At 61.1% G+C, this 25,654-nt stretch carries 21 protein-coding genes; 12 read left to right on the forward strand and 9 right to left on the reverse strand.

The window, feature by feature from the left end:
• Window positions 1-30 precede the first annotated feature (30 nt).
• A complete protein-coding gene (locus tag QO005_RS02720) occupies window positions 31-1,533 on the forward strand; it encodes an AMP nucleosidase (RefSeq protein ID WP_307156406.1) in 1,503 nt (500 codons plus the stop codon).
• A 250-nt stretch (window positions 1,534-1,783) separates the two neighbouring features.
• On the opposite strand, the gene QO005_RS02725 is transcribed toward QO005_RS02720, so the two are convergent.
• Complete coding sequence (locus QO005_RS02725) at window positions 1,784-2,773, reverse strand: lysylphosphatidylglycerol synthase domain-containing protein (RefSeq protein ID WP_307156407.1); 990 nt, start codon at window positions 2,771-2,773, stop codon at window positions 1,784-1,786.
• Window positions 2,774-2,860: 87 nt separating this feature from the next.
• On the opposite strand from QO005_RS02725, the gene QO005_RS02730 reads away from it, so the two are divergent.
• The gene (locus tag QO005_RS02730) at window positions 2,861-3,859 is read left to right on the forward strand and encodes a glycosyltransferase family 2 protein (protein WP_307156408.1); all 999 of its coding nucleotides are present in this window, start codon (window positions 2,861-2,863) and stop codon (window positions 3,857-3,859) included.
• A 2-nt stretch (window positions 3,860-3,861) separates the two neighbouring features.
• Entirely contained in the window at window positions 3,862-5,349 is a 1,488-nt protein-coding gene (locus tag QO005_RS02735) for an ArnT family glycosyltransferase (protein ID WP_307156409.1), read from the forward strand.
• A 423-nt stretch (window positions 5,350-5,772) separates the two neighbouring features.
• On the opposite strand, the gene QO005_RS02740 is transcribed toward QO005_RS02735, so the two are convergent.
• From QO005_RS02740 to QO005_RS02760, 5 genes are all read right to left on the reverse strand, one after another.
• On the reverse strand, window positions 5,773-6,498 hold the full coding sequence (locus QO005_RS02740) for a ribonuclease activity regulator RraA (RefSeq protein ID WP_307156410.1): 726 nt from the start codon (window positions 6,496-6,498) through the stop codon (window positions 5,773-5,775).
• Between the two features lie 8 nt (window positions 6,499-6,506).
• Window positions 6,507-8,246, reverse strand: a complete 1,740-nt coding sequence (gene araD / locus QO005_RS02745; RefSeq protein ID WP_307156411.1) for an L-arabinonate dehydratase — start codon at window positions 8,244-8,246, stop codon at window positions 6,507-6,509.
• On the reverse strand, window positions 8,243-9,094 hold the full coding sequence (locus tag QO005_RS02750; protein WP_370877995.1) for an ABC transporter permease: 852 nt from the start codon (window positions 9,092-9,094) through the stop codon (window positions 8,243-8,245). The genes araD and QO005_RS02750 overlap by 4 nt, the downstream gene beginning before the upstream one ends.
• 26 nt (window positions 9,095-9,120) lie before the next feature.
• Window positions 9,121-9,936: an ABC transporter ATP-binding protein gene (locus QO005_RS02755; RefSeq protein ID WP_307156413.1), complete on the reverse strand. Its 816-nt coding sequence runs from the start codon at window positions 9,934-9,936 to the stop codon at window positions 9,121-9,123.
• Between the two features lie 62 nt (window positions 9,937-9,998).
• Window positions 9,999-11,006, reverse strand: coding sequence for an ABC transporter substrate-binding protein (locus QO005_RS02760; RefSeq protein ID WP_307156414.1), 1,008 nt, complete (start codon window positions 11,004-11,006; stop codon window positions 9,999-10,001).
• A gap of 134 nt (window positions 11,007-11,140) precedes the next feature.
• Between QO005_RS02760 and QO005_RS02765 the strand changes: the two genes are divergently transcribed.
• Window positions 11,141-11,878: a GntR family transcriptional regulator gene (locus QO005_RS02765; protein ID WP_307156415.1), complete on the forward strand. Its 738-nt coding sequence runs from the start codon at window positions 11,141-11,143 to the stop codon at window positions 11,876-11,878.
• A 121-nt stretch (window positions 11,879-11,999) separates the two neighbouring features.
• Here the strand turns inward: QO005_RS02765 and QO005_RS02770 are convergent, their stop codons facing one another.
• Window positions 12,000-13,373, reverse strand: coding sequence for an aspartate aminotransferase family protein (locus QO005_RS02770; RefSeq protein ID WP_307156416.1), 1,374 nt, complete (start codon window positions 13,371-13,373; stop codon window positions 12,000-12,002).
• A 132-nt stretch (window positions 13,374-13,505) separates the two neighbouring features.
• Between QO005_RS02770 and QO005_RS02775 the strand changes: the two genes are divergently transcribed.
• From QO005_RS02775 to QO005_RS02800, 6 genes are all read left to right on the forward strand, one after another.
• Window positions 13,506-14,861, forward strand: a complete 1,356-nt coding sequence (locus QO005_RS02775; RefSeq protein WP_307156417.1) for a glutamine synthetase family protein — start codon at window positions 13,506-13,508, stop codon at window positions 14,859-14,861.
• Window positions 14,862-15,198: 337 nt separating this feature from the next.
• Window positions 15,199-16,797 carry a peptide ABC transporter substrate-binding protein gene (locus QO005_RS02780; protein ID WP_307156418.1) on the forward strand — a complete coding sequence of 533 codons (1,599 nt, stop codon included), beginning with the start codon at window positions 15,199-15,201 and terminating at the stop codon, window positions 16,795-16,797.
• A 63-nt stretch (window positions 16,798-16,860) separates the two neighbouring features.
• Window positions 16,861-17,784 carry an oligopeptide ABC transporter permease OppB gene (gene oppB / locus QO005_RS02785; RefSeq protein ID WP_307156419.1) on the forward strand — a complete coding sequence of 308 codons (924 nt, stop codon included), beginning with the start codon at window positions 16,861-16,863 and terminating at the stop codon, window positions 17,782-17,784.
• Window positions 17,777-18,913 (forward strand): ABC transporter permease, encoded by a 1,137-nt coding sequence (locus tag QO005_RS02790; RefSeq protein WP_307156420.1) that lies wholly within the window; start codon window positions 17,777-17,779, stop codon window positions 18,911-18,913. Before oppB ends, QO005_RS02790 begins: the two co-directional genes overlap by 8 nt.
• A gap of 2 nt (window positions 18,914-18,915) precedes the next feature.
• Complete coding sequence (locus QO005_RS02795; protein WP_307156421.1) at window positions 18,916-20,520, forward strand: ABC transporter ATP-binding protein; 1,605 nt, start codon at window positions 18,916-18,918, stop codon at window positions 20,518-20,520.
• A gap of 216 nt (window positions 20,521-20,736) precedes the next feature.
• Window positions 20,737-21,339, forward strand: a complete 603-nt coding sequence (locus tag QO005_RS02800; protein WP_307156422.1) for a hypothetical protein — start codon at window positions 20,737-20,739, stop codon at window positions 21,337-21,339.
• On the opposite strand, the gene QO005_RS02805 is transcribed toward QO005_RS02800, so the two are convergent.
• The gene (locus tag QO005_RS02805) at window positions 21,334-22,239 is read right to left on the reverse strand and encodes a diacylglycerol/lipid kinase family protein (protein WP_307156423.1); all 906 of its coding nucleotides are present in this window, start codon (window positions 22,237-22,239) and stop codon (window positions 21,334-21,336) included. The genes QO005_RS02800 and QO005_RS02805 overlap by 6 nt on opposite strands.
• Before the next feature lie 455 nt (window positions 22,240-22,694).
• Between QO005_RS02805 and QO005_RS02810 the strand changes: the two genes are divergently transcribed.
• Window positions 22,695-23,918: an MFS transporter gene (locus QO005_RS02810; RefSeq protein ID WP_307156424.1), complete on the forward strand. Its 1,224-nt coding sequence runs from the start codon at window positions 22,695-22,697 to the stop codon at window positions 23,916-23,918.
• Here QO005_RS02810 and QO005_RS02815 read toward each other — a convergent pair.
• Complete coding sequence (locus tag QO005_RS02815) at window positions 23,907-24,299, reverse strand: winged helix-turn-helix transcriptional regulator (RefSeq protein ID WP_307156425.1); 393 nt, start codon at window positions 24,297-24,299, stop codon at window positions 23,907-23,909. The two genes, QO005_RS02810 and QO005_RS02815, sit on opposite strands and share 12 nt — an antisense overlap.
• A 122-nt stretch (window positions 24,300-24,421) precedes the next feature.
• On the opposite strand from QO005_RS02815, the gene QO005_RS02820 reads away from it, so the two are divergent.
• The gene (locus tag QO005_RS02820) at window positions 24,422-25,459 is read left to right on the forward strand and encodes a zinc-binding alcohol dehydrogenase family protein (RefSeq protein ID WP_307156426.1); all 1,038 of its coding nucleotides are present in this window, start codon (window positions 24,422-24,424) and stop codon (window positions 25,457-25,459) included.
• The last annotated feature ends 195 nt before the right edge of the window (window positions 25,460-25,654 follow it).

The following is a 25,654-nucleotide window of genomic DNA, read 5'->3' on the forward strand; positions in this document are numbered from 1 at the left end:
CTTGTCAGAGAGACCGTTATATAAAGTCTCATGAACACACGAATCACGCCCAACACACCTTTGAACTTCGTCAGCCCGCCCGCCTATGAGGCGCGCTATTTCACCGACGCTGCCGCCGCGGTCGACGCCGTGACGGAAATTTACGATCGCAACACCCGCTTCCTGATCGGCGCCTTTACAGGGCTTGCCAAGGGAGCGCCGGTTGCCGGGCGCTACCGCGCCTTTTATCCGCAGGTCAGCATCGAAACCAACAGTTTCGGCCATCTCGATACGCGCCTTTCCTATGGTCACGTGACCTCGCCCGGCCTCTACACCACCACGCTCACCAGACCGCATCTCTTCCGGCATTACCTGCAGGAACAGCTTGAGCTTCTGATGCGCAACCATCAGGTTCCGGTGCGGGTGTCGGAATCGGCCACGCCGATCCCGCTGCATTTCGCCTTTGGCGAAGGCGCGCATGTGGAGGCGGAAGGCAACGGTCTCGCAGATATTACGCTGCGCGATATTTTCGATACGCCGGACCTTTCCACCACGGATGACGAGATCGCCAACGGCGATTACGAGCCAGCGCCTGACCAGCCCTATCCTCTTGCGCCCTTTACGGCGCAGCGCATCGATTACTCGCTGGCGCGCCTGTCGCATTACACGGCCACCGGGGCGGAGCATTTCCAGAATTTCGTGCTCTTCACCAACTACCAGTTCTACATGGACGAGTTCTGCGCCTATGCCCGCGCTTTGATGGCAGAGGGCAGCGAAGAATATTACGCCTTTGTCGAACCCGGCAATATCATCACCAAAAGCGGTGAAAGCGCGCCGTCTTCCGGTTCGCCGCTGGCCCGCCTGCCGCAAATGCCGGCCTATCACCTGAAGAAAAAGGGGCATGCCGGCATTACCATGGTCAATATCGGCGTCGGCCCCTCCAACGCCAAGACGATTACCGACCATATCGCCGTGCTGCGGCCACATGCATGGCTGATGCTGGGCCACTGCGCCGGGCTGCGCAACAGCCAGCGGCTGGGCGATTACGTGCTGGCCCATGCCTATGTGCGCGAAGACCACGTTCTGGATGACGACCTGCCCGTCTGGGTGCCGATCCCAGCACTGGCGGAAGTGCAGGTGGCGCTGGAAGCGGCGGTGGAGGAGGTGACCGGCTATCAGGGCTTCGAATTGAAGCGGATCATGCGCACCGGCACCGTTGCCACCATCGACAACCGCAACTGGGAACTGCGCGACCAGCGCGGACCGGTAAAGCGGCTGTCGCAATCGCGCGCCATCGCGCTCGATATGGAATCGGCAACGATTGCCGCCAATGGTTTCCGCTTCCGCGTGCCCTATGGCACCCTGCTCTGCGTTTCCGACCGACCGCTGCATGGCGAATTGAAGCTGCCGGGCATGGCCAGCGCCTTTTACCGCACGCAGGTGAGCCAGCATTTGCAGATCGGCATCCGCGCCTTGCAAAAGCTTGCCGAAATGCCGCAGGAAAAGCTGCATAGCCGCAAGCTCAGAAGTTTCTTCGAGACCGCCTTCCAGTAAGAATCGGATGGCCGGGCAGATACGAAAAGGGAAATCGCTTCCCTTTTCGAGCTGTCGGAAGGATTTTCCCGCTCACCCGCGCCTACTGCATAATTCCTTAAATCGGAATCGATTTAAGGCGAAAATTATGCAGCAGATTTAAAGTCTTACAGCGTCCTTTATGCGTTTTATAAAACGCACGGCGCTGTAGAGCATTTCCAGGAAAAGTGTAGTGGCGGTTTTCCGTCCGGAAATGCGTAAAAACAAAAGCTTAGAGCACGTCCGGTGAACCCGTGTTCATGGGACGTGCTCTAGACGGAAAGGCGTGGCTCAGCACCAGCGACAGAACCGTGCTGGTCAGCGCGGAGATGATCACGATGAGATGCAGATTGACGGCGGCGCGCGCCAGATCATTGCTCGTCGCGGCCCCGAAGGCCGCAGCCCCCGCAACAATGCCTGCCGGATAGGTGCCGACACCCGCCGGGGCATGGAACGGCAGCACCGAGGACAATTCCCCGCCGGAAGCACCGCCAAAGGCAGCCATCAGCGGCTGAACGCCCATCAGGCTCAGCACCCAGGCAAAAACCAGAACCTTGGTGGCCCAGTTCACCACCGTCATGGCCCAGGCGCGCAGAAAATCGGCAAACCGGATCGGCAGCCCGGCCTCCACTCCTTCCACCAGCGCCAGCGCCTTGCCGGAAAGCCGGGCACGGGCAAACTTTAAGGCCGGGCCTTTCAGAAAGTAACCGAGAATGGGTAGCAGCAGGAAACCGAGCCAGGCCAGAAGCGGCAGCATCCAGGCGTCCCGCTGCAACACGATACCGAGGCCCGCCGCGGCCAGCAGCGCATGCAGATCAAGCAGCCGCATGACGAGAAGCGCCGAGGAGGCTCTGAGCAACGGTACGGAAAACTCGCTGCGCATCAGCAGCGGAAAGCTGGTTTCCCCACTGCGAAAGGGTAGCATGATGTTGAGGAGATTATGCACCTGCGCCAGATGAAACAGCGCGGTGAACCGCCCCGCCGTCTCTGCCGGGAAGTAATCATAGATGCGCCAGGCGCGCACCAGCGCGGTGGAGACGAGGAGCAGCAGCGCCAGTGCCACGGTGGAAAGCCCCACCTGCCGCCATTCCGACAACACAGAGGCCCAGCCCCAGATCCATTGCACGAAAACCGTGTAGGCGGCGATGGCAACGACCGCGATCAGCGACACGCCGTGGCGGCGAAGCCATGATTTCTGTGTTTCTTTGGCAGTCAGCGTCATGGCGTCCCAAGGTTCCGAATTGCGCGCGGGCGCGGCTTCCTATAACACCCGGCCATACAAAGGCTAAGTCTTTTCCGGAGTCCCCGCGTGCCGACCGATCACTTCGTTACCTCCTCGCCAGCCGTTGCCGCACCCGAAATCGAGTTGTCGGTGGTGGTGCCCTTCATGAACGAGGAGGAAAATGTCGGGCGGATGATCGAGCGCATCGCCGAAGCGCTCAAGGATTTCGGCAAGCCCTGGGAATTGATCCTCATCGACGACGGCTCCACCGATCGCACGCTGAGCCGCGCGCAGACCTATCTGGCACGGCCCGATCTCGACCTGAAGATCATCGAGTTTCAGCGCAATTTCGGCCAGGCCGCAGGCTTGCAGGCCGGTTTCGATGCCGCCCGGGGCCGGTTGATCGCCTCGCTCGACGGCGACCTGCAAAACGATCCGCATGACATTCCCGGCATGATCGCCGAAATGGAAGCACGCGATCTCGACCTGCTCTGCGGCTGGCGCAAGGCGCGGCAGGATGCGCTGGTGCTGCGCAAGATCCCCTCCTGGTGCGCCAACCGGCTGATCGGCAAGGTCACCGGCGTGCGCATCCATGATTATGGCTGCGGGCTGAAGCTCTACCGCGCGAGCATCATCAAGCAGGTGCGGATCATGGGCGGCATGCACCGCTTCATTCCAGCCTGGGTGGCCAGCGTCATCCCCTCCTCGCGCATTGGCGAGACGGTGGTGAACCATCACGCCCGCCAGTTCGGCACATCGAAATACGGCATTTCCCGCACGGCCCGCGTCATTCTCGATCTGCTGGCGGTGCTGTTCTTCATGCGCTTTCGCCAGAGGCCCGGCCACTTCTTCGGCATGATCGGCTTCTTCATCGGGTCGATCAGCGCGCTGATCCTCTTCTATCTCTTCGTGATCAAGCTGATGGGCGAGGATATCGGCACACGTCCGCTGCTGCTTGTCGGCGTCATGCTGTTCCTGGCGGCCATTCAGATGATCACCACCGGCATCGTCGCGGAAATGCTGACCCGCTCCTATGATGAGCCGCGCGCCTATATCGTGCGCAAGACCTATGGCAAGGATGCCTGATCATGATTGCGGCGCTCAGGCAACGGTCCTCCTCGCTTCTTCTGCTGCTGGGCGCCTATTTCCTGCTGAACATGCTGGTGCGCCTGTCCCTTCCGGCCTCGCTGGAACTGGATGAGGGCCAGCAGCTCTATTACGCGCAATTTCTGTCGCTCGGCTATGACAGCCAGCCGCCCTTCTACAACTGGATACAGTATGGCGTGGTTGAGCTTCTGGGGCCGAGCCTTTTATCGCTGACGCTGCTCAAGAACCTCATGCTGTTCACCAGCTATGCGCTGATGGCGGCCACGGGGTTCACGCTGCTGAAAAGCCGGGATCTCGCCGTCATCGCCACGCTCGCCATTCTCACCATGCCGCAGGTGAGCTTCGAGGCGCAGCGCGACCTGACCCATACCGTGGCGCTGATCTTCTCCACCGCGCTCTTCTTCTTTGCCCTGATCAGGACACTGAAACAGCCGAGCCTCGGCTTCTATGCCCTCACGGGCCTTGCCATCGGCATCGGCACGATCTCGAAATATAATTTCGTGCTCATCCCGCTTGCCACGCTGATCGCGCTTAGCCTTGAGCCTGCCTTCCGCCGCCGCCTTTTCGACTGGCGGCTTCTGGTGACGCTGGCCATTGCCGTTGCCGTGGTGCTGCCGCACGGCCTGTGGTTTCTCGACCATATGGAGGAAGCGACCCGCAACACCATCGGCAAGATGACCGATGAAAAGCTCAAGACCCTGACCGGCCAGATCGCCGTCGGCCTGCGCTCGCTGACGGCGGCAACGCTGGCCAGTGCGGCGCTGACCGTGCTGCTGCTGCTCATTCCCTTCGGCAAAGGTGTTCGCCAGACGCTGAAGAGCGGCAATGAATGGAGCAGGCTGCTTGGCCGCAGCATGGCGTTCGTGGTGGTCATGCTGGCGCTGATGGTGATCTTCGGCGGGGTCAGCTTTATCAAGGATCGCTGGCTTGCTCCCTCCTTCCTGATGCTGCCGCTTTACATCGCCTTGAAGGTGGAGGCTTCCGGCCACTGGCCGGAAAAGGCGCTGAACCGCTTCCTGCCGGTGGCGCTGGTCATCATGGTGCTGGTGCCGCTGGCGCTGACGCTGCGCGTGTTTCTGGCCGGGACCTATATCGAATACCAGAAACAGAGCGTTCCTTACGCGCGCGCCATCACGGCCATGCTGAAATCCATGCCGGAACGCCCGGGCTTCGTGCTGACCTCTGACCAGCAGCTTGCCGGCAATGTCCGGCTTTCAGCGCCAGACCTGCCGGTGGGCGTTGCACCCGGCAGCGCCATGATGCCTCAGCCGCTTTCCCCCGACCGGCCGGTCATGCTGATCTGGCGCGACAAGGGCCGCCCGGAGCCGGAATTGCCACAGCCAATGCGCGACTGGGTAAACAGCCAACCCGGCCTTTCCCAGCAATCCGTCGGGCAGATCTCGCTTCCCTATCTCTACGGCAAGCAGGGTGATCTCTATCACTTCAGCTATGCCGTTTATGGGCGGTAACGGATTGTTCTGAGAAAAGTGGAATCCGGTTTTCCTTGAAATGCTGTACAGCGCCGTGCGTTTTAACAAACACCACAGTACACGACACTAAGGTTTGAGCCTGCCGCTCACCCCCCTCTGCCTTGCCAGGCATCTCCCCCTCAAGGGGGGAGATCGGCAAGATAAACCCATCCTAAACTTTCTCAACTCACGGCAATTGCCTGTATCGGAGAGATTTCTGGAGTTTGAGGAGCGGGCTACAAAGCGGTCTCCCCCCTTGAGGGGGAGATGTCCGGCAGGACAGAGGGGGGTACGCCGCGCACTCAAGGCTTCGTGTCGTGTACTGAAAACAAACATACAAAGGATGCCGTAACACTTTGAAGCTGCTGCATAATTTTACCTTAAACCGATTCCGATTTAAGGAATTATGCAGTAGTGTACGCCTTATCGCCCGTTTTCCTTGCGCCACTCTTCATAGCGCTTCTGGTGCTCTTCCTTTGTGCAGGGGTAGAGGCCGATGATCGGCGTTCCGGCCTTCACCTGTTCCAGCACGAAATCCTCGTAGCTTTCCATGCCGAGGCATTCATCGGCCAGTTCTTCCGCCAGATGGGCGGGGATGACCATGACGCCGTCGCGGTCGCCCACCAGCACGTCGCCGGGAAAGACCGGGGCATCGCCGCAGGAGATCGGTACGTTGATGTCCATGGCCTCATGCAGGGTGAGATTGGTGGGAGCGGATGGACCGGCGCAATAGGCCGGCATATCCAGTTCGCCAATGCCGGTGACATCGCGGAAACCGCCATCGGACACGACGCCTGCCGCCCCTCTGAGCGCCAGCCGGGTGATGAGAATGGAGCCGGCGGTGGCGGCGCGGGCGTCCTTGCGGGCATCCATCACCAGCACATGGCCGGGCGGGCAGGTTTCCATGGCCACGCGCTGCGGGTGATCGGCATTGCGGAAGATGGTGATGGGGTTGCGGTCCTCCCGCGCCACGATGTAGCGCAGGGTAAAGGCCTGACCCACCATGTTTTCCGCCTTGGGCGAGACCGGCAGCACGCCCTGGATGAACTGGTTGCGCAGGCCGCGCTTATAGAGCGCCGTGGCGATGGAGGCGGTGGAGATGCGCTTGTATTTGCCGCGCGTTTCCTCGGAGAGAACGTAATCTGTCATGATGGACCTCAGAAAATATCGGGTTCACCGGCCTTGCGGCCGTAATCGGTTTCCAGAAAATCGAAATCGCAGCCCTGATCGGCCTGACGCACATGGCGGGAGAAGAGGTGGCCATAGCCACGCTCGTAGCGCGGTTGCGGCGGCACCCAGGCCGCCTTGCGGCGCGCCAGTTCCTCCGCATCCACCAGCATGTCGAGACGCCGTGCAGGCAGGTCGAGACGGACGATATCGCCCGTTTTGAGCAGCGCCAGCGGCCCGCCGATATAGCTTTCCGGCGCGACATGCAGCACGCAGGCCCCGTAGGACGTGCCGGACATGCGGGCATCGGAAATGCGCAGCATATCGCGATAGCCCTGCTTGATCAGCGCCTTGGGAATGGGCAGCATGCCCCATTCGGGAAAGCCCGGCCCGCCCTGCGGCCCGGCATTGCGCAGCACCAGCACGTGATCGGGCGTCACCGCCAGATTTTCGTCGTCGATTGCCTGCTTCATCTCCGGGTAGCTGTCGAAAACCAGCGCCGGGCCTTCATGCACGTGGAATTTCGGATCGCAGGCGGCAGGCTTGATCACCGCCCCGTCCGGGCAGAGATTGCCGCGCAGCACCGCAAGCGACCCCTCATGATAGACGGGGTTGGACAGCGGACGGATGACGTCGTCGTTATAGACCTCCGCGCCCTTAAGATTTTCGCCCATGCTGCGGCCCGTGACCGTGAGGGCAGAGAGGTCCAGCCGGTCCTGCAATTGCCGCATCAGCGCCCGAAGCCCGCCGGCATAGTAGAAATCCTCCATCAGATAATCCTTGCCGGAGGGGCGGACATTGGCGATCAGCGGCGTGACCCGGCCCAGGGCATCGAGATCGTCCAGCGTCAGCGACACACCGGCACGGCGCGCCATGGCGATGAGATGCACCACGGCATTGGTCGAACAGCCGGTGGCCATGGCGACGATGGCGGCGTTGCGGCAGGCGGCATCGGTGACGATCCGGTCAGGCGTCAGATCCTCCCACACCATCTCGACAATCCGCCGCCCACAGGCCGCCGACATGCGCTGATGCTCGGCATCCACAGCGGGGATGGACGAGGCGCCGGGCAGCGTCAGCCCCATGGCATCGGCAATCGCCGTCATGGTCGAGGCGGTGCCCATGGTCATGCAGGTCCCGGCAGAACGGGCAATGCCGCCTTGAATGCCCAGCCATTCGGCATCGGAAATATTGCCGGCGCGGCGCTCGTCCCAGTATTTCCAGGCATCGGAACCGGAGCCCAGGATCTTGCCGGCATAATTGCCGCGCAGCATGGGGCCAGCCGGCAGATAGATCATCGGCACACCGGCCGACAGCGCCCCCATGACAAGGCCGGGCGTGGTCTTGTCGCAGCCGCCCATCAGCACCACACCATCCAGCGGATGGGAGCGGATCATCTCTTCCGTCTCCATCGCCAGCAGGTTGCGGTAAAGCATGGAGGTGGGCTTGGTGAAGCTTTCATCCACGGAAAGCGAGGGCATTTCCACGGCAAAGCCGCCGGCCTGCAGCACGCCGCGCTTCACATCCTGCACCCGCTCGCGAAAATGCGCGTGACAGGTGTTGAGCTCGGACCAGGTGTTGAGTACGCCGATGATCGGCCTGTTGCGAAAGTCCTCTTCACCATAGCCAAGCTGCATCATGCGCGAGCGATGACCGAAGCTGCGCAGGTCATCGGGGGAAAACCAGCGGGCCGAGCGCAGATCCGCAGGCGTCTTGCGCGTCTCATTCATTCCTTCATTCCCCACTTCTGAATCGTGTGACGCTCGAGGGTCTGGAACACCAGATTTTCCACCACGAGGCCGATGACGATGACGGTGACGAGACCGGCAAACACCGCCGGAATGTCGAGAAGGTTGCGATTTTCAAAGATGAACCAGCCAAGGCCGCCCTGGCCGGAAGACACGCCAAACACCAGTTCGGCGGCAATCAGCGTGCGCCAGGCAAAGGCCCAGCCAATCTTCAGGCCAGTGAGGATGGAAGGAAAGGCTGCCGGAATGAGGATTTTCGTGACATAGGAAAAGCCGGTGAGCCCGTAATTCGCCCCCACCATGCGCAGCGTGCGCGAGACGCCGAGAAAGCCGGAATGCGTATTGAGCGCTACGGCCCACAGCACCGAATGCACCAGCACGAAGACAAGGCTGGAGGCGCCGAGCCCGAACCAGATCAGCGCCAGCGGCAGCAGCGAAATGGCCGGCAGCGGGTTGAACATCGCCGTCATGGTTTCCAGAAAATCCGTGCCGATGCGGGTATTGATGGCCAGCACCGTCAGCAGCGCCGCCAGCACGGTGCCCGCCGCATAGCCCATCAGCAGGATTTTAAGCGTCGTGCCGATGCGCGCCGGTAACGTGCCATCGGCAAAGCGGTCCACCAGCGTCGTCAGCGTATCGCTAAGCGTGGGAAAGAGCAGCGGATTATCGAGATAGACGGCATAGGCCTGCCAGATGGCGGCCAGCAGCAGGATGATCAGCGCCTTGCGCAGCGCGCCGATGCCCCAGATCAGTTCCAGCATGCCGAGCTTCTGCTCGACCACGGCAAGATTGGCATGGGCAGGCCGTGCATCGCCATTGCCCTCGGCCATCAGAATATGCGGTGACGTCATGGCGGTTACTCCCGATGGCCAGGTTCGGAAAACAACAGGTTATGGATTTCGTGCTCCAGCGCCTGCGCCGTGCCGTCGGCCGTGGAGGCCTTGTCGACATCCACCACTTCCGCCTTGACCCGGCCCGGATGCGGCGACAAAAGCAGGATACGATTGGAAATCTTGATCGCCTCGGCGATGGAATGGGTGACGAAGATCACCGTGAAGCGGGTATCTTCCCACAATTGCAGCAATTCATCCTGCATCTGCCGCCGGGTCAGCGCATCGAGTGCGGCAAAGGGCTCGTCCATCAGCAGAATATCGGGCTGCATGGCCATGCCACGGGCTATGGCCACGCGCTGCTTCATGCCGCCCGACAGCGTATGCGGGTAGCTGTCGACCGCGCGGGTGAGCTTGACCTTGTCGATATAGGTGCGGGCGATGTCCTCGGCCTCGCGCTCCGGCAGCTTGCGGGCGGTGACCAGCGGAAACATCACATTCTGCAATACGGTTTTCCAGGGCATGAGCTGGTCGAACTCCTGGAAGACCATCATCCGGTCCGGCCCCGGTCTCGTCACCGTCCGCCCATGGATGCTGATCGTGCCGCCCACCGGCTTCATATAGCCGCCCACGGCCTTGAGCAGCGTGGATTTGCCACAGCCCGAGGGGCCGAGCAGCACAAAACGGTCGGATTGATAGACCTTGAAACTGACATTTTCCGTCGCCGTCACCAAGAGGCTCGGCGTCTTGTAGCGCAGGGTGACCTTGTCGACGCTGAGCAGCGGTTCCGCCCTTTGCGGATCGGCCGCCTGCCCTGCCGAGGTTGAGATTGTCTGTAACATGTGTTCGTCCTCAAAGGGTGAGAAGCGATCCGCCAAGGCGGACCGCTCCGGCAAACATGCCGTCAATTGCCGTTGAGATCGGCCGAGACCGGCAGGTAATAATCCGTCCAGGCCTTGGGCATGGTTTTCAGCGTGCCGATCCGGTTGAGATGGGTGGCAAATTTCATCGTGCCCTGCGGATCGGTGCGATAATCGTCGAGAAATCCCGGCTCGTTCATGATCGCCATCAGATCCTCGACGGAGGATTTGTCGCCGGTCACGGTCTTGTAGGCTTGAAGCGCTGCCTTCGGATCCTTGCGGATCATCGCCACCGCCTCGCGCGTGGCATCGCGCACGGCCTTGATGATGGTCGGGTTCTTTTCGGCGAAATCCGTGGTGGTGAAGAAGGTCGACTGGGTCAGCGCCCCGCCGATGATTTCGCGGGAGTCAATAACGCGGTGCACGCCGGGCTGCTTCAGCTCCAGATACTGGAAGGGCGGCGCGGAGAAGTGCGATTTCACCTCATGCTGGGGATTGGCGATGGCCGCAACCGCATCGGGATGGCCGAGCTGCACCGTGTTCGGATCGAATTTGCGGATATTCTTCTCGCCATATTTTTCCGCCGCCGCCATCTGCAGCAGAATGGCCTGGGTGGAGACGCCGACGGTGGGCACGGCGATCTTGTCGGACGGGCCGATGTCGTCCAGCGTCTTGATCCGCGGATCGTTGCTGACCATGATCACCGGTTGGGCGGAGCTGGGAATGATGCCCTTGACCCGCCCCTTGGTGCGATCCCACAGCAGCAGCAGATTGCCGGTGCCGGTATTGACGATATCGACATTGCCCGCCAGCAGCGCATCCGTCTGCGCGCCGCCGCCGGAGAAGGTGCGCCATTCGACCGTCACACCCTTCAGACCATCGGCTTCGGCCTGCTTTTCGATGAGCTTCTCAGTCTCCATCACATGGCTGGCCAGATAGAGAATGCCCGGTTGGCGCGTAATGGAAATGGCGGTTTTTTCCGCCGCCTGTGCCGGCAGCACCATCCCGGCAAGACCCAAGAGAGCGGCCAGGCCACCAAATACTGTCTTCATCGTCTCCTCCTCCAAACCGATGATTGCACCGCAACCTCTCCCCGGCGCGGTGCGTGCATTAATACACTAAAACATCAGTGCATCAATGCCAAAAATCCGATAGACTGCGCCAGACTGCCACGGAGTAACCCCGCATGCCCAGTAAGACCGGCCTTCTGCTGCTTGACCGCTCGCGTCAGGTTGCGGTGCAAATCCATGAAATCCTGAAGGAAAGAATCCTCTCGGTCAGCCTGGAGCCAGGAAGCGTGCTGTCACGCGCTGCCTTGCAGGATGAGTTCGGGGTCAGCCAGACGCCGGTGCGCGATGCCCTGCTCAGGCTGCAGGAAGACGGGCTTGTGGATATCTTCCCGCAATATGCCACGCGGGTTTCCCGCATCGATATCGATCACGCCCGGCAGGCGCAGTTCCTGCGGCTGTCGGTGGAGGTGGAGGCGCTCAGGCGGCTTTCGGTGGAAAGTCCGAAAGAAACCGCAGCGGCACTGGAGGCCGTGCTGAACGAACAGGAACGATTCGCCGATCCCGCGACCTATGACCGGTTCGACGCGCTGGACCGGGAATTTCACCGGGTGCTTTACGAGCGCAGCCGCAGCCTGATGCTCTGGAAGGTCATGCGCCGCCAGAGCGTCCATCTCGACCGGCTGCGGCGGCTGAACCTGCCGATGCCGGGCAAGATGCAATCGCTTCTCATCGAACACCGGGCCATCGTCACCGCCATTGCCCGGGGCGACGGGCAGGCCGCCGAAGCGGCCATGCGTACCCATCTTTCCGGCACCCTGTCGATCATAGAGGAAATTCGCACACGCTTTCCGGATTTCATCCTGAACGAAGCCGCCAACAGTCCGCCGCCTAGAGCATTTCCAGGAAAAGTGTAGTTGCGGTTTTCCGTCCGGAAATGCGTAAAAACAAAGAGCTAGAGTGCTTCCGTGGTTCTATGAAACACGGAAGCACTCTAGCGCAAGCCTGGGAGGGGGATGAGGCGCTGGAACCTCATTATCAACGCTGGCGCTGGCCATCGCGCAGCCAGTCCAGGGCGTTGCGCAGCGTGTCCACGGCCTGATCCACCTCTTTGCGGGCGATGATCAGTGGCGGGGAAAACAGCATGCGGTCGCCGGTGGCGCGGACGATGACGCCGTTGGAAACGCAGTGATTGCGCACCGCCGTGCCGATGTCGTCGGGCTTTTCATAGCGGCGGCGGCTGGCCTTGTCGGCGGTGATCTGCACAGCGCCCATCAGCCCGACGCTTACCACCTCTCCCACGGCCTCATGATCGGCAAGGGAGGAAAGGGCCTCGGCGAAATAGGGGCCGATATCATCGCGCACCCGCTCCACCAGTCCTTCCTCCTCGATGATGCGCAGGTTTTCCAGCGCGGCAGCCGCCGCCGCCGGATGGCCGGAATAGGTGTAGCCGTGATAGAAATCGCCCACCTGATCGCGCAGCACCTCGGCCACGCGGTCGGCCACCAGCACGCCGCCAATCGGCAGATAGCCGGAGGACAGGCCCTTGGCGATGGGGGCAAGATCGGGTTCGAAATCGTAATATTGATGCCCGAACCAGGTGCCGAGCCGCCCGAAGCCGCAAATCACCTCATCGGCCACGAGCAGGATCTGGTATTTCGCGCAGATCCGCTTGATTTCCGGCCAATAGGTCTCAGGGGGAATGATGACGCCGCCCGCGCCCTGGATCGGCTCGGCCACGAAGGCCGCGACGTTTTCCTCGCCCAGTTCGATGATCTTCTCTTCCAGCTCACGCGCCACCTTGAGGCCGAAATCTTCGGGCGAAAGCTCGCCGCCCTCGGCATACCAATAGGGCTGGTTGATGTGAACGATACCGTCAATCGGCAGATTGCCCTGCTCGTGCATCCAGGTCATGCCGCCAAGGGACGCACCTGCCACCGTCGAACCGTGATAGCCGTTATTGCGGGCGATGATCCGGGTTTTCGTTTCATGGCCCAGCGCCTTCCAATAGACGCGGGCGATGCGGAACCAGGTATCGGAAGCCTCAGAACCGGAATTTGTGAAGAAGACATGGTTGAGCTTCGGCCCGGCCCTGGAGGCGATCTTCTGGGCCAGCAGCGTGGTGGGCGGCGTGGTGGTGCCGAAGAAGCAGTTATAATAAGGCAGTTCCTGCATCTGCCGATAGGCCGCTTCGGCGATGGAGCTGCGGCCATAGCCGACATTGACACACCAAAGCCCGGCAAACGCATCGAGATATTGCTTGCCGGTGCTGTCCCAGATGTGCACGCCCTCACCCCGCTCGATGATGCGCGTGCCCTCGGCATTCAGCTTCTGCATGTTGGAAAAGGGGTGAATGTGATGGGCGGCATCGATGGCCGCCAGATTGGATAGGTGTGCGAAGCGCTGGTCCATGCGGGCATTCCTTGAGCGCAATCATCCGCCTTGCGGCAGGAGAATTGAAACGGCGTATTTTATCCTTTACGAGCATGAAGGGCGCGCCACAATTTGGCAAGCACCAGCCTTCACGATCCAGCGGACCTTTCCATGACCCAGACCGGCCTTTCCGACGCTTCCTCCAACATCGATCCACAGGCACGGATCGAGGTGCTGCTGGTGGGCATGAACGGCGATCTGCGCGGCAAGATGATTCCGCTGTCCGCCGAGGAAAAGGTCTGGAAAAACAGTGTGCGGCTGCCCTCCTCCACCCAGTCCCTCGATATCTGGGGGGATGATAATGACGACATCACCGGCATTTCGCTGACGCTGGGCGATCCCGATGGCATCTGCATGCCGGACAGGCGCTCGCTTGCCGCCCTGCCCTGGGGTCCGGCGGGGTCGAAACAGGTGCTGGCCAGCATGCACATGCTGTCTGGCGCGCCGTATTTCGTCTGCCCGCGCGGTATTCTGGCGCGGGTGCTGGAGCGCTTCAAGGCAAAGGGCCTGACGCCGGTGGTGGCGACGGAGCTGGAATTCTACGTGATCGACGGCGACTGGCGCGAGCATGACCGCCCGCACCCGCCCAGGGCGCTGACCTATCGCGGCGAGCCGAACGGCTACCAGCTCTATGACATGCGCGCCACCGGGGCCATGGATGATTACCTGACCACCCTGCGCGCCTATTGCGACGCCATGGGCCTGCCCGCCGATGCCACCACGGCGGAATTCGGGCCCGGTCAGTTCGAGGTGAACCTGTTGCACCGGCCCGATGCCATGGCCGCCGCCGATGATTGCCTCTATCTGAAACGGGCGGCAGAATTTGCGGCGCAGAAACACGGGCTGAAATCCACCTGCATGGCCAAGCCCTATGGGGATCAGGCCGGATCGGGCCTGCATGTGCACATCAGCATCATCGATGGACAGGGCCGCAACATTCTGGACGCAGGCGGGGGCGATCCCGTCATGTTGAAATCCGTGACGGCGGGCATGCTGAAAACCATGGCGGAAACGCAGCTGGTCTTTGCGCCCTTTGCCAATTCCTATCGCCGTTTCCAGCCCGGCTCCTTTGCCCCGGACAAGATCGACTGGGGCTATGGCCATCGCGGCACGGCCATCCGCATTCCCGACCGCGACGGGCCTGCCGCCCGCGTTGAGCACCGGGTGGCGGGCGCCGATGCCAATCCCTATCTGCTGCTCGCTGCCATTCTGGGCGGCATGCTGCTGGGGCTGGAGGAGGTGCTGGATCCCGGCCCGGCAACGGAACCCGGTATCGAGCCCGATTGCGGCCTGCTCACCCATGACTTCCTGACGGCGGTGGACCGTTTCCGCAGCTCGGCCTTCATCGCCGATATCTTCGGTGCGCCTTACCAGAAGCTTTATGGCGACACCAAGCGCAAGGAGGCTCTCGCTTTTCTGCGCACCGTCTCCGATTTCGATTATCGCACCTATCTGCCCCGGCTGTAACCGTCGCTCTGGTTGTGTCACCCGGGACCCGGCGACGGGCATGGCGGCGCCGTTTTCCGCGATTGCCGCTGCCGGTCACGCGGCGCGAAGCAGACAGACAATCTCTCGTTTGACGCGCTACAGACTGTATACAGTTTTGTGGATAAGCCGCCAGGGGTGGGAAGAAGCCTGCCCTATATGCGGCATAAGTGACGTAGAAAAGCCTTGCAAATGCGGCGAGATAGGCGGTTTTGCCCTTGTTGTGGCAGAAGTTTATCGGAGGCAGGGCTTGTTTTTTGTGCAGAATTCAAATTTGTTCAGCCACCGAACCCTATCCAGAAGGGGAAGGAGAACAAAAATGACCTATTTCAAGACCCGATTGGCAACCACTCTCATCGCTGGCTCCCTGCTGTTTGGCGCAAGCCAAGCACTCGCGGAGGCTGTGCTGCATCGCGGCAATTCCGGCGAACCGAAGTCGCTCGACCCGGCTCATATTTCCATCGATATCGAAGGTTTCATCATTCACGACCTGTTCGAAGGTCTGACCGTTCATGACGCAAACGGCAAGATCGTTCCCGGTGCCGCCGAGAGCTGGAAGGTCTCCGATGACGGCACCGTCTACACGTTCAAGATTCGCGAGAACGCCAAGTGGTCCGATGGCTCGCCGGTGACGGCTGAGGACTTCCAGTTCGCCATGCGCCGTCTGGAAGACCCGAAGAACGCCGCTGAATATGCAAACCTCCTCTACCCGATCAAGAACGCCGAAGCCGTGAACACCGGCAAGATGCCGGTGGACCAGCTGGGCGTGAAGGTGGTTGACGCCAAGACGCTGGAAATCACGCTGGAGCGTTCCACACCCTATTTCCTGCAGCTGATGGCGCATTACACCGCCCTGCCGATCAACAAGGCGAATTTTGAAAAATTCGGCGACCAGTGGGTCAAGCCGGGCAATATGGTCAATAACGGCGCGTTCAAGCTGCAATCGCATGTGCCGAACGACAACCTGACCGTCGTCAAGAACGACCAGTACTGGGATGCCAAAAACGTCAAGCTCGACAAGGTGATCTTCTACCCGATCGAAGACGATGCCGCTGCCGTGCGCCGCTTCGAAGCCGGCGAACTCGACGTGACCTACAACTTCTCCGCCGACCAGATCAAACGCCTGCGGGAGCTGTACAAGGATCAGGTCCATGTGGATCCGGGTCTGTCCACCTATTACTACGCCTTCGATATGCGCCAGGAGCCGATGAGCGACGTGCGCGTGCGCAAGGCGCTGTCCATGGCTATCGACCGCGACTTCCTGTCCAGCGAAATCTATTCCGGCGCGCAGCTGCCGCTCTATTCCATGGTGCCTCCGGGCATGGAAGGTTATGAAAAGCCGCCCCAACCGGATTTCGCCGCGCTCTCGCAGATCGACCGCGAAGACAAGGCTGTGGAGCTGATGAAGGAAGCCGGGTACGGCAAGGGCGGCAAGCCGCTCAACCTGGAAATCCGCTACAACACCAACACCAACCATGAGCGCGTGGCCACCGCCATTGCCGACATGTGGAAGACCACCTTCGGCGCCAAGGTGTCGCTGGTGAACCTCGATGTGGCCTCGCACTATTCCTACCTGAAGGAAGGCGGCAAGTTCTCCGTGGCCCGCGCCGGCTGGGGTGCAGACTATGCCGATCCGGAAAACTTCCTGGCGCTGACGCTGAGCACCAATACGACCTTCAACTATTCGCACTGGAACAATCCGGAATTCGACGCGCTGATGAAGAAGTCCTATGACGAAAAGGACCAGAAGGCGCGCATGGAACTGATGCACAAGGCCGAGCAGATCCTGGTGGACGAGCAGCCGGTGGCGCCGTTGATGAACACAGCAAACCTGTGGCTGGTGTCCAGCAAGGTTTCCGGCTGGGGCAACAACGCCGTCAACGAGCATTATTCCAAGTATCTGAGCGTTTCCAAGTAACAGCGAACGGGAGAGGACGCGCGGCATGCCACGAAGGGCGTGTCGCGCGTCTGCTATTTGACCATGATCAATTTCGTTCTGCGAAGACTGGCGAGCGCGGTGCCCACGCTGTTTCTCGTCATTACCATCTCGTTTTTCCTGATGCGCGTCGCACCGGGCGGGCCGTTCGATCTGGAACGTCCGCTGCCGCCGGACATCATGGCGAACCTGATGAAGACCTATCAGCTCGATCAACCGCTGTGGAAACAATATATCACCTATGTTTCCAATGCGGTGCAGGGCGATTTCGGCCCGAGCTTCATCTACAAGGACAATACGGTCGCGCAGTTGATCGGCCAGGCCCTGCCCTATTCCGTGCAGCTTGGCGGCACAGCCCTTCTTCTGGCGCTGATCGGCGGCGTGATCCTTGGCACCATTGCCGCCTTGCGTCAGAACGGCATCGTCGATTTCGTGCTGATGACCTTTGCCACGGTCGGGGTCACTGTACCCAATTTCGTGATGGGGCCGGTGCTGACGCTGATCTTTGCGCTGATGCTGGCCTGGCTGCCCGCAGGCGGCTGGGGGGATGGCTCGCTCTACTTCCTCGCGCTGCCGATCACGGTGCTGGCCCTGCCGCAGGCGGCGGTGATTGCGCGCCTGACGCGCGGCTCGATGATCGAGGCGCTGCATACCGACCATATCCGCACCGCCAAGGCTTACGGCCTGCCGTCGCGGGTGGTGGTGGTGACGCATGCGCTGCGCGGGGCCATGCTGCCGGTCGTCTCTTATCTGGCGCCAGCGGCAGCCGCCCTTCTCACCGGCTCTGCCGTGGTGGAGAGCATTTTCACCATTCCCGGCGTTGGCCGCTTCTTCGTCATCGGTGCACTGAACCGTGACTATCCGCTGGTTATGGCCACCGTGGTGCTGGTCGCCGTGTTCGTCATCGTCTTTAACCTGTTGGTCGATATTGCCTATGGCCTTCTCGATCCGAGGGTCCGTCATGACTGATCTCTCTTCCTCCTCTCCCGCCGTGACCCAGCCGGAAATTGCGGGCCGCAGCCTCGGCCAGCTGGCGCTTTTACGCTTCCGCCGCAACAAGGCCGCCATGGGCGGCAGCCTGATGCTGCTGCTGATCGCGCTCTTCTCCTTCGTCGGGCCGCTGTTTTCGCCGCACAGCTATGACCAGGTCTTCCCCTCCTATGTGGCGGTGGCACCGAGCCTGAAGCCCTTCCCCGATCCGGACACCCTGCATGACGTGGCCGACAGCGCGGCCAAGCGCGCCCGGCTGCTGCTGGAAAATTTCGAGGTCAAGGACGGCACCTTCACCGCCAAGGTTTCCTCCAACCGCCCGATCGATGAACGCACCGTGCGCTATTTCGACCGTGTGAACGAGTTCAAGGAAACGAAGATTGCCGAGACGGCACCGGATCAGCTCTCCATGGTGCTGACGGGCCATGTCTCGCAGGAATATTTCCCCTTCGGCACGGATAGCAATGGCCGTGACCTTCTGGTCCGCGTCATGCTCGGCGGGCAGATTTCCATTGCCGTCGGCCTTGCCGCAAGCCTTGTGTCGCTTGGCATCGGCGTGGTCTATGGCGCCACCTCCGGCTATCTTGGCGGGCGGGTGGACAATGTGATGATGCGCATTGTCGAAATTCTCTATTCCCTGCCCTTCGTCTTCCTCGTCGTGGTCATGGTGGTGTTTTTCGGCCGGTCGATCTGGCTGATCTTCATCGTCATCGGCGCGGTGCAATGGCTGGAAATGGCCCGCATCGTGCGCGGCCAGACGCTCTCCCTCAAGCGCCGCGAATTCGTGGGCGCGGCACAGGCGCTGGGGCTGACCGACTGGCAGATCATCCGCCGTCACATCATTCCCAACACGGTCGGGCCGGTCATCGTGTTCGTCACCGTGGTCGTGCCGCATGTGATCCTGACGGAAAGCTTCCTCTCCTTCCTCGGCCTTGGCGTTCAGGCGCCGCTGGCAAGCTGGGGCACGCTGATCTCGGAAGGGGCGCGCAACATGCAGAATGCGCCGTGGCTTCTGATCTTCCCGGCGATTTTCTTCGTTCTCACGCTGTTTTCGCTGAATTTCGTTGGCGACGGCCTGCGTGACGCGCTCGACCCGAAGGACCGATAAGCATGGACAAGACCAACAACGACATCGTGCTTTCCGTCAAGGATCTCAAGGTCACCTTCGCCACGCCGGATGGCGAGGTGCAGGCGGTGAAGGGCGTGAGCTATGACGTGAAAAAGGGCGAGACGCTCGCCATCGTCGGCGAATCCGGCTCTGGCAAGAGCCAGACCATGATGGCGATCATGGGCCTTCTGGCCGCCAATGGCCGGGTTTCCGGCTCTGCCCGCTACGGCGAAACGGAAATGGTGGGCGCCAGCCTCAAGACGCTGAACAGCGTACGCGGCGAAAAGATCACCATGATCTTCCAGGAGCCGATGACCTCGCTCGACCCGCTCTACACGGTGGGCAAGCAGATTGCCGAACCGCTGATCCACCATCGCGGCATGAAGAAGACCGAGGCCCGGGCACGGGCGCTGGACCTTCTGAAACTCGTCGGCATTCCCGAACCGGAGCGGCGTATCAACAGCTATCCGCACGAGCTTTCCGGTGGCCAGCGCCAGCGCGTGATGATTGCCATGGCCCTGGCGAACGAACCGGACCTGCTAATTGCCGATGAGCCGACCACAGCACTGGATGTGACCATTCAGGCGCAGATCCTCGACCTGCTGGCCGATCTGCAAAAGCGTTTCGGCATGGCCATCGTGCTGATCACCCACGATCTCGGCGTGGTGAAACACGTTGCCGACCGGGTGATCGTCATGCGCCGTGGCGAAGTGGTGGAACAGGGCAGCCGCGACGAGATCTTCGAGCGCCCGCAGGCGGACTACACCAAAATGCTGCTTGCCGCCGAGCCAAGCGGCGCCAAGCAAGCCCCCCCGCCCACCGCCCCGGTGGTGCTGGAAGGCAAGAATGTCGTGGTGGATTTCGATATCGGCTCCGGCCTGTTCTTCAAGAGCAGCCGCACCTTCCGCGCCGTCGATCATGTAAACCTGACGCTCCGTCAGGGCCAGACCATTGGCATTGTCGGCGAATCCGGCTCAGGCAAATCGACTTTGGGCCGGGCGCTGCTCAAGTTGCTGCATGCCCAGGGCCGTTTCAGCTTCGAGACCACGGATATTTCCGGCCTCGACCGCGCAGGCATGCGCCCCTACCGCAAGCGCATGCAGCTGGTGTTCCAGGACCCCTATGGTTCGCTTTCGCCCCGCCAGACGGTGGGCGAGATCATCACCGAAGGTCTTTACGTGCACGAGCCGCAGCTTTCCAAGGCCGAGCGTGACCAGCGCGCCATCGAAGCGCTGAAGGAAGTGGGGCTCGATCCGGCGGCACGCAACCGCTATCCGCACGAGTTCTCCGGCGGCCAGCGCCAGCGCATTGCCATCGCCCGTTCGATGATCCTGAAGCCGAAGGTGGTCATCCTCGATGAGCCGACCTCGGCGCTGGACCGTTCGGTGCAGCGGCAGGTGATCGAGCTGCTGCGCGACCTGCAGCAGAAACACGATCTTTCCTACGTCTTCATCAGCCACGATCTGTCGGTGATCAAGGCGATCTCCGACCATGTGATCGTGATGAAGAACGGCAAGATCGTTGAGGAAGGCCCGACCCAGGATATTTTCGACAGTCCGGCTGAGGACTATACGAAAACCTTGATCGCAGCGGCTTTCACGCATTAGAGCCTTGGCCTGAGAAAGGTGGAAACCGGTTTTCCGCCAGGAAATGCATGAAATCAAAAATTTAGAGCGGTTCAGTAAAACACTGAACCGCTTTGATATGACCGGAGCGCCGTCATTTTCAGGTTCTTCTCCCGCAAGCGGAAAACGCTGTTTCTGCATGTCGGCACCCATAAGACCGGCACGACCTCGATTCAGAATTTTCTGGAAGAGCATGAGGTGGAGCTTTCGCAACAGGGCATCCATGTGCCGAAGGCCGGGCGGGCGCAGGGGATCAGCGGCCATCACAAATTCATGTGGCAGATGCTGAAGGACCCCCGGATCGATCCAGATGAGGATGCCATCGGTGCGCTGGTTGCGGAACTCACCATGGTCGACATGCCCAAGGTGGTGGTTTCCGCTGAAGGACTGCAATTTCTCTCCGTTCATCCGCACCTGATGCAGGGCTTCTGCCGAAGGCTGCGGGCGCTTGGCTATCGCATCGAGGTCATTCTCTTTCTGCGGGAGCGGGAGGGCTATCTTCTGAGCCTGCAAAAACAGCATGAACGCATCGGGGAAGGCCGTGATCTGGCCTGGTACCGGCGCGAGGCGGAAGAGGCCAATGCCATCCGTCTCTCGCCGATCAAATATTTCGATCTCGATTACAAGCGGCTCGTGCGCAATCTGCGACGCGGCGCAGGGCGGCATATCCATGTGCTGGATTATGATGCCTGCACGAAGGGTGACGGCGTGCTGCCAGGCTTTCTCAGGTGTCTGGGCGCCAGCGAAGCGCTGATTGAAAAAAGCCGGGCCGCCGCCCGCCATAATGTCAGTGCATCATGATTGCGGCGCGACGAGCACCTTCAGCGCGCCGGGATGCAGGCGGATTTCCACGTCGCGCGGCATGCGCAGCAATTCGCCATCGATGACGCAGGCTGCGCCGTGGCGCAGTTTCGGAAAATGCAGTTTCACCAGCGGCGCGGTGGCGGCTGTGACGGCCTCATTGTCCTCAAGCCGTCCACGCAGGATATCGATGGCGAGGCCCGCGACGCCCACCGTATCCAGCGGTGCGGCCAGATAGATGCCGAGCTTGCCGGAGGTGAGATCATCGGCATAGAAAAGCGGATTGCTGCCGATAGGGTTGTTGGAGATGGAAATCGCCGAAACCTCGCGGGTTTCCGACCGTCCATCCCCGTTGAGATCGAAGGAGACATCGAAACGCGGCGGGTTCAGCATGACGCTGAGGGCCGCACTGGTGCTGGCCCGCATCTTGCCGATGCGCGAGGCGAAATCCATCTTGTTGCGCAGCCGCACCATGCGGGCATGCATGCCGGCGGAAAACTGGTGGACATAGGGGTGGCCATTGGCCGTGGCGATGTCCACGGCACGGACTTCTGCACCGGCCAGCGTATCGAGCACCTGCCAGATATCGAGCGGCAGTTTCAGCGATCGGGCAAAGAGGTTCATCGTGCCTGCGGGCACGACACCGAGCGGCAGGCCCGCCTTCCAGGCAATGCCTGCCGCCGCCGAAATCGTGCCATCGCCGCCTCCGGCAATCAGGGCCTCGATGTCTTCATCGGCGGCCTGCTTCAATGCATCGGTAATCTCCTTGCCGGAAACGACCGCGCAGGACAGCGAATGGCCGGCAGCACTGAAAATTTCATCGGCGCGGGCGCAATAGGCCTGCATGTCCGTGGTTCGGAACGTGCCGCCATCCTTGTTGAGAACCGCCTTGATCCGCATCCGCGCCTTACTCCCTCATGCGTCCTTTGCGTCAAAACCCCTGTCTCGAAGCTCTACAGCGCCGTGCGCCATATATGGCGCACAAAGGTTCGCTGTAGCGCTTTAAATCTGCTGCATAACTCCTTAAATCGATTCCGATTTAAGGAGTTATGCAGCAGTCAACGCGTCAGAGCCTTTAAGGTTGCAGCCCTCTCTGCATGGCTGCCTTGCGGCGGCACAGGCAGAATAAGGCTTACCGCACCGCACATAAACATGATAATAGACAAATTGAGGGTCAAGGGATGGCGCGACGATTCGATGCGCCATCGCACCACCCCTCACACACCCTCAGTCCAGAACGGCGGCCCGCGACATACTCTGCGGCTGACATCTGCTTTTTTTAATCAGGTTACAGGGCGCTCCACGAGAGCCTCCGAAGCTGTCGGCCTGCGTCGGCAAACCCAAAGGTGATCGTGATGAACGAAAATCCGCGTATCCTCCAGGCCAGCGGCCACGCAGACACCGTCTCCCCGGCCCCCGCCTCGAAGACCTGGCTGATCGAACTGGCGCTGGCCGTAGGCGGTTTCGGCATCGGCACCGGCGAATTTGCCATCATGGGCCTGTTGCCGGATGTAGCCAACACCTATGGCGTCAGCGTGCCGGAAGCGGGCCGCGTCATCAGCGCCTATGCGCTGGGTGTCGTGGTCGGTGCGCCGATCATTGCCGTGCTTTCGGCAAGGCTGCCGCGCAAGACGCTGCTGATCATGCTGATGAGCCTGTTTTCGCTCGGCAATCTCGCCAGCGCAATGGCCCCGGATTTCCTGAGCTTCACCTTGCTGCGCTTCATCACCGGCCTGCCGCACGGGGCCTATTTCGGCGTGGCGGCGCTGGTGGCGGCCTCCATGGTGCCACCGAACAAACGGGCACGCGCCGTGGGCCGCGTGATGCTGGGCCTGACCATCGCGACCCTGCTCGGCACGCCGCTTGCCACCTTTTTCGGACAATTGCTGAGCTGGCGCTCGGCCTTCCTGCTGGTCGGCTTCATTGCGGCGCTGACGGCGCTGCTGATCGGCCTGCATCTGCGCAAAGACAGAGTGGCCGAGGGCGCAAGCATTGCCCGCGAGCTTGGCGCCTTTGCACGGCTGCAGGTCTGGCTCAATCTGGCGGTGGCGGCGGTCGGTTTTGGCGGGCTGTTTGCCATCTTCAGCTATATCGCCCGCACCACCACCGATACGGCAGGCCTGCCTGCTGCCATGGTGGCCGTGGTTCTGGCCGTCTTCGGCATCGGCATGAATGTCGGCAATGTTCTGGGTTCCCGGCTTGCCGATTATTCCTTGAAGGGCACGATCGGCGGCATGTTGGTGTTCAATGTGGTGATGATGGCGATCTTTTCGCTGACGGCCGCCAATCCGGTGATGCTGTTCATCTGCGTCTTTCTCACCGGCTGCGGTTTTGCCGCCTGTCCGGCCGTGCAAACCCGGTTGATGGATGTGGCTGCGGACGCGCAGACGCTGGCCGCCGCCTCTAACCACTCCGCCTTCAATATTGCCAATGCGCTGGGCGCGTGGCTGGGCGGTATCGTGGTGGCCACCTATGGCTACGGCGCCACCGGCTATGTCGGCTCGGCGCTGTCGCTGCTCGGCCTCGTGGTATTTTTGATCTCCGTGGCGGTGGAGAAGAAGGCCGTCTTACGCGGCTGATTTGCCCTCCTCCGGCATCTCAACCACATGGCGCTGTCCATCCTGGCAACGCACATGCTGCTTGCCCCAACTGTCCAGCGCCACAATAACCGGGCGCAAGCTCTCGCCCAGCGGTGTCAGGGCATAGTCAACCCGGGGCGGCACAACGGGAAAGACCGTGCGGGTAATCAGGCCGTTTTCCTCCAGTTCCCGCAATTGCTTGGTCAGCATCCGCTGCGTGACTGAAGCAAGACGGCGGCGCAATTCATTGAAGCGCAGCGTGCCGTCGCTCAGCAGGTGATAGAGGATCACCCCTTTCCATTTGCCATCCAGGAAACTCAACGTGGATTCGACCGGGCAGCCGGGAAAGTTATTGGTCATCTTGGCGCGGGGGCGGGACATAGCACGGTATCCTTTTGGGTACTGAGGCGCATTTTCGGGACTATGAACAGTAAATGTGCATTCTTGCGATCAAAAACTCTATGCCCTTAATAGAGCGCGTGCAAACGCAAAGGAGCATGGTCATGCGCGCAGTTGGTTTCTACAGCCCCCAGCCGATCACGGCGGACACCGCCTTGGTGGATCTCGAACGTCCCACACCGGTTCCCGGTCCGCACGATCTTCTGGTTGAGATCAAGGCCGTTTCGGTCAATCCCGTGGATACGAAGGTGCGGCGGGGCCAGCAACCACCACAGGGTGAGGCCCGGGTTCTGGGCTATGATGCCAGCGGCATCGTCAGGGCCGTGGGTAGCGCCGTCACGCTGTTTCAGCCGGGCGATGAGGTGTATTACGCAGGCGCCATCAACCGGCCCGGCACCAATGCCGAGTTTCATCTCGTCGACGAGCGGATTGCCGGACGCAAGCCGGCAAAGCTCAGCCACGCCGAAGCCGCCGCCCTGCCGTTGACGGCAATCACCGCCTATGAGGCGCTGTTTCACCGGCTGGACGTGGCCCGGCCCGTGCCGGGCGCGCTTCCCGCCGTGCTGATCACCGGCGGCGCAGGCGGCGTTGGCTCCATTGCCATCCAGTTGCTGAAGCAACTGACCGACCTGACGGTCATCGCCACCGCCTCGCGCCCCGAAACCCGCGATTGGGTACTGGCGCTTGGCGCCGACCACGTGATCGACCACAGCAAGCCGCTGGCGGAGGAATATGCCGCTCTCGAGCTCGGCGCGCCAGGCTTTGTCTTCTCCGTCACTGAAAGTCATCTGCATGCGGATGCGCTTGCTGAGATCATTGCGCCACAGGGGCGCTTCGCCATCATCGATGACCCGGCCGAGGGCTTCAATGTCATGCGCTTCAAGCGCAAGGCGGTGTCGGTGCATTGGGAGATGATGTTTGCCCGCCCGGTCTTTGAAACGCCGGACATGATCGAACAGCACCGCCTGCTGAACCATGTTGCCGATCTGGTGGATGCGGGCAAAATCCGCACCACGCTTTCCCATATCCTTGGCCCGATCAATGCCGCCAATCTTCAAAAGGCGCACGCTCTGGTGGAAAGCGGCAGCATGCGTGGCAAGGTGGTGCTGGAAGGCTTTGGGGGCTACTGCATAATTCCTTAAATCGGAATCGATTTAAGGTGAAAATTATGCAGCAGCTTTTAAGTGTTACAGCGTCCTTTGTGCGTTTGATAAAACGCACGGCGCTGTAAACGGACCGCGCTTTTCCCTATGGGTTTACAACCGGGGCGAACACGTTCGCCCCGCTCTCCGTTCAGCGTTAATGTTGAGTAAAATCATCCTCTTGTGGTGGTTTCT

It is taken from the genome of Allorhizobium paknamense, from assembly GCF_030815125.1.
In the GTDB taxonomy this organism is placed as follows: domain Bacteria; phylum Pseudomonadota; class Alphaproteobacteria; order Rhizobiales; family Rhizobiaceae; genus Allorhizobium; species Allorhizobium paknamense.

Coding starts and splice junctions, on each gene's coding strand:
- QO005_RS02720 (WP_307156406.1), top strand. CDS start 31: ATGAACACACGAATCACGCCCAACACACCTTTGAACTTCGTCAGCCCG.
- QO005_RS02725 (WP_307156407.1), bottom strand. CDS start 2,773: ATGACGCTGACTGCCAAAGAAACACAGAAATCATGGCTTCGCCGCCAC.
- QO005_RS02735 (WP_307156409.1), top strand. CDS start 3,862: ATGATTGCGGCGCTCAGGCAACGGTCCTCCTCGCTTCTTCTGCTGCTG.
- QO005_RS02740 (WP_307156410.1), bottom strand. CDS start 6,498: ATGACAGATTACGTTCTCTCCGAGGAAACGCGCGGCAAATACAAGCGC.
- araD (WP_307156411.1), bottom strand. CDS start 8,246: ATGAATGAGACGCGCAAGACGCCTGCGGATCTGCGCTCGGCCCGCTGG.
- QO005_RS02750 (WP_370877995.1), bottom strand. CDS start 9,094: ATGGCCGAGGGCAATGGCGATGCACGGCCTGCCCATGCCAATCTTGCC.
- QO005_RS02755 (WP_307156413.1), bottom strand. CDS start 9,936: ATGTTACAGACAATCTCAACCTCGGCAGGGCAGGCGGCCGATCCGCAA.
- QO005_RS02760 (WP_307156414.1), bottom strand. CDS start 11,006: ATGAAGACAGTATTTGGTGGCCTGGCCGCTCTCTTGGGTCTTGCCGGG.
- QO005_RS02765 (WP_307156415.1), top strand. CDS start 11,141: ATGCCCAGTAAGACCGGCCTTCTGCTGCTTGACCGCTCGCGTCAGGTT.
- QO005_RS02770 (WP_307156416.1), bottom strand. CDS start 13,373: ATGGACCAGCGCTTCGCACACCTATCCAATCTGGCGGCCATCGATGCC.
- QO005_RS02775 (WP_307156417.1), top strand. CDS start 13,506: ATGACCCAGACCGGCCTTTCCGACGCTTCCTCCAACATCGATCCACAG.
- QO005_RS02780 (WP_307156418.1), top strand. CDS start 15,199: ATGACCTATTTCAAGACCCGATTGGCAACCACTCTCATCGCTGGCTCC.
- oppB (WP_307156419.1), top strand. CDS start 16,861: ATGATCAATTTCGTTCTGCGAAGACTGGCGAGCGCGGTGCCCACGCTG.
- QO005_RS02790 (WP_307156420.1), top strand. CDS start 17,777: ATGACTGATCTCTCTTCCTCCTCTCCCGCCGTGACCCAGCCGGAAATT.
- QO005_RS02795 (WP_307156421.1), top strand. CDS start 18,916: ATGGACAAGACCAACAACGACATCGTGCTTTCCGTCAAGGATCTCAAG.
- QO005_RS02805 (WP_307156423.1), bottom strand. CDS start 22,239: ATGCGGATCAAGGCGGTTCTCAACAAGGATGGCGGCACGTTCCGAACC.
- QO005_RS02810 (WP_307156424.1), top strand. CDS start 22,695: ATGAACGAAAATCCGCGTATCCTCCAGGCCAGCGGCCACGCAGACACC.
- QO005_RS02815 (WP_307156425.1), bottom strand. CDS start 24,299: ATGTCCCGCCCCCGCGCCAAGATGACCAATAACTTTCCCGGCTGCCCG.
- QO005_RS02820 (WP_307156426.1), top strand. CDS start 24,422: ATGCGCGCAGTTGGTTTCTACAGCCCCCAGCCGATCACGGCGGACACC.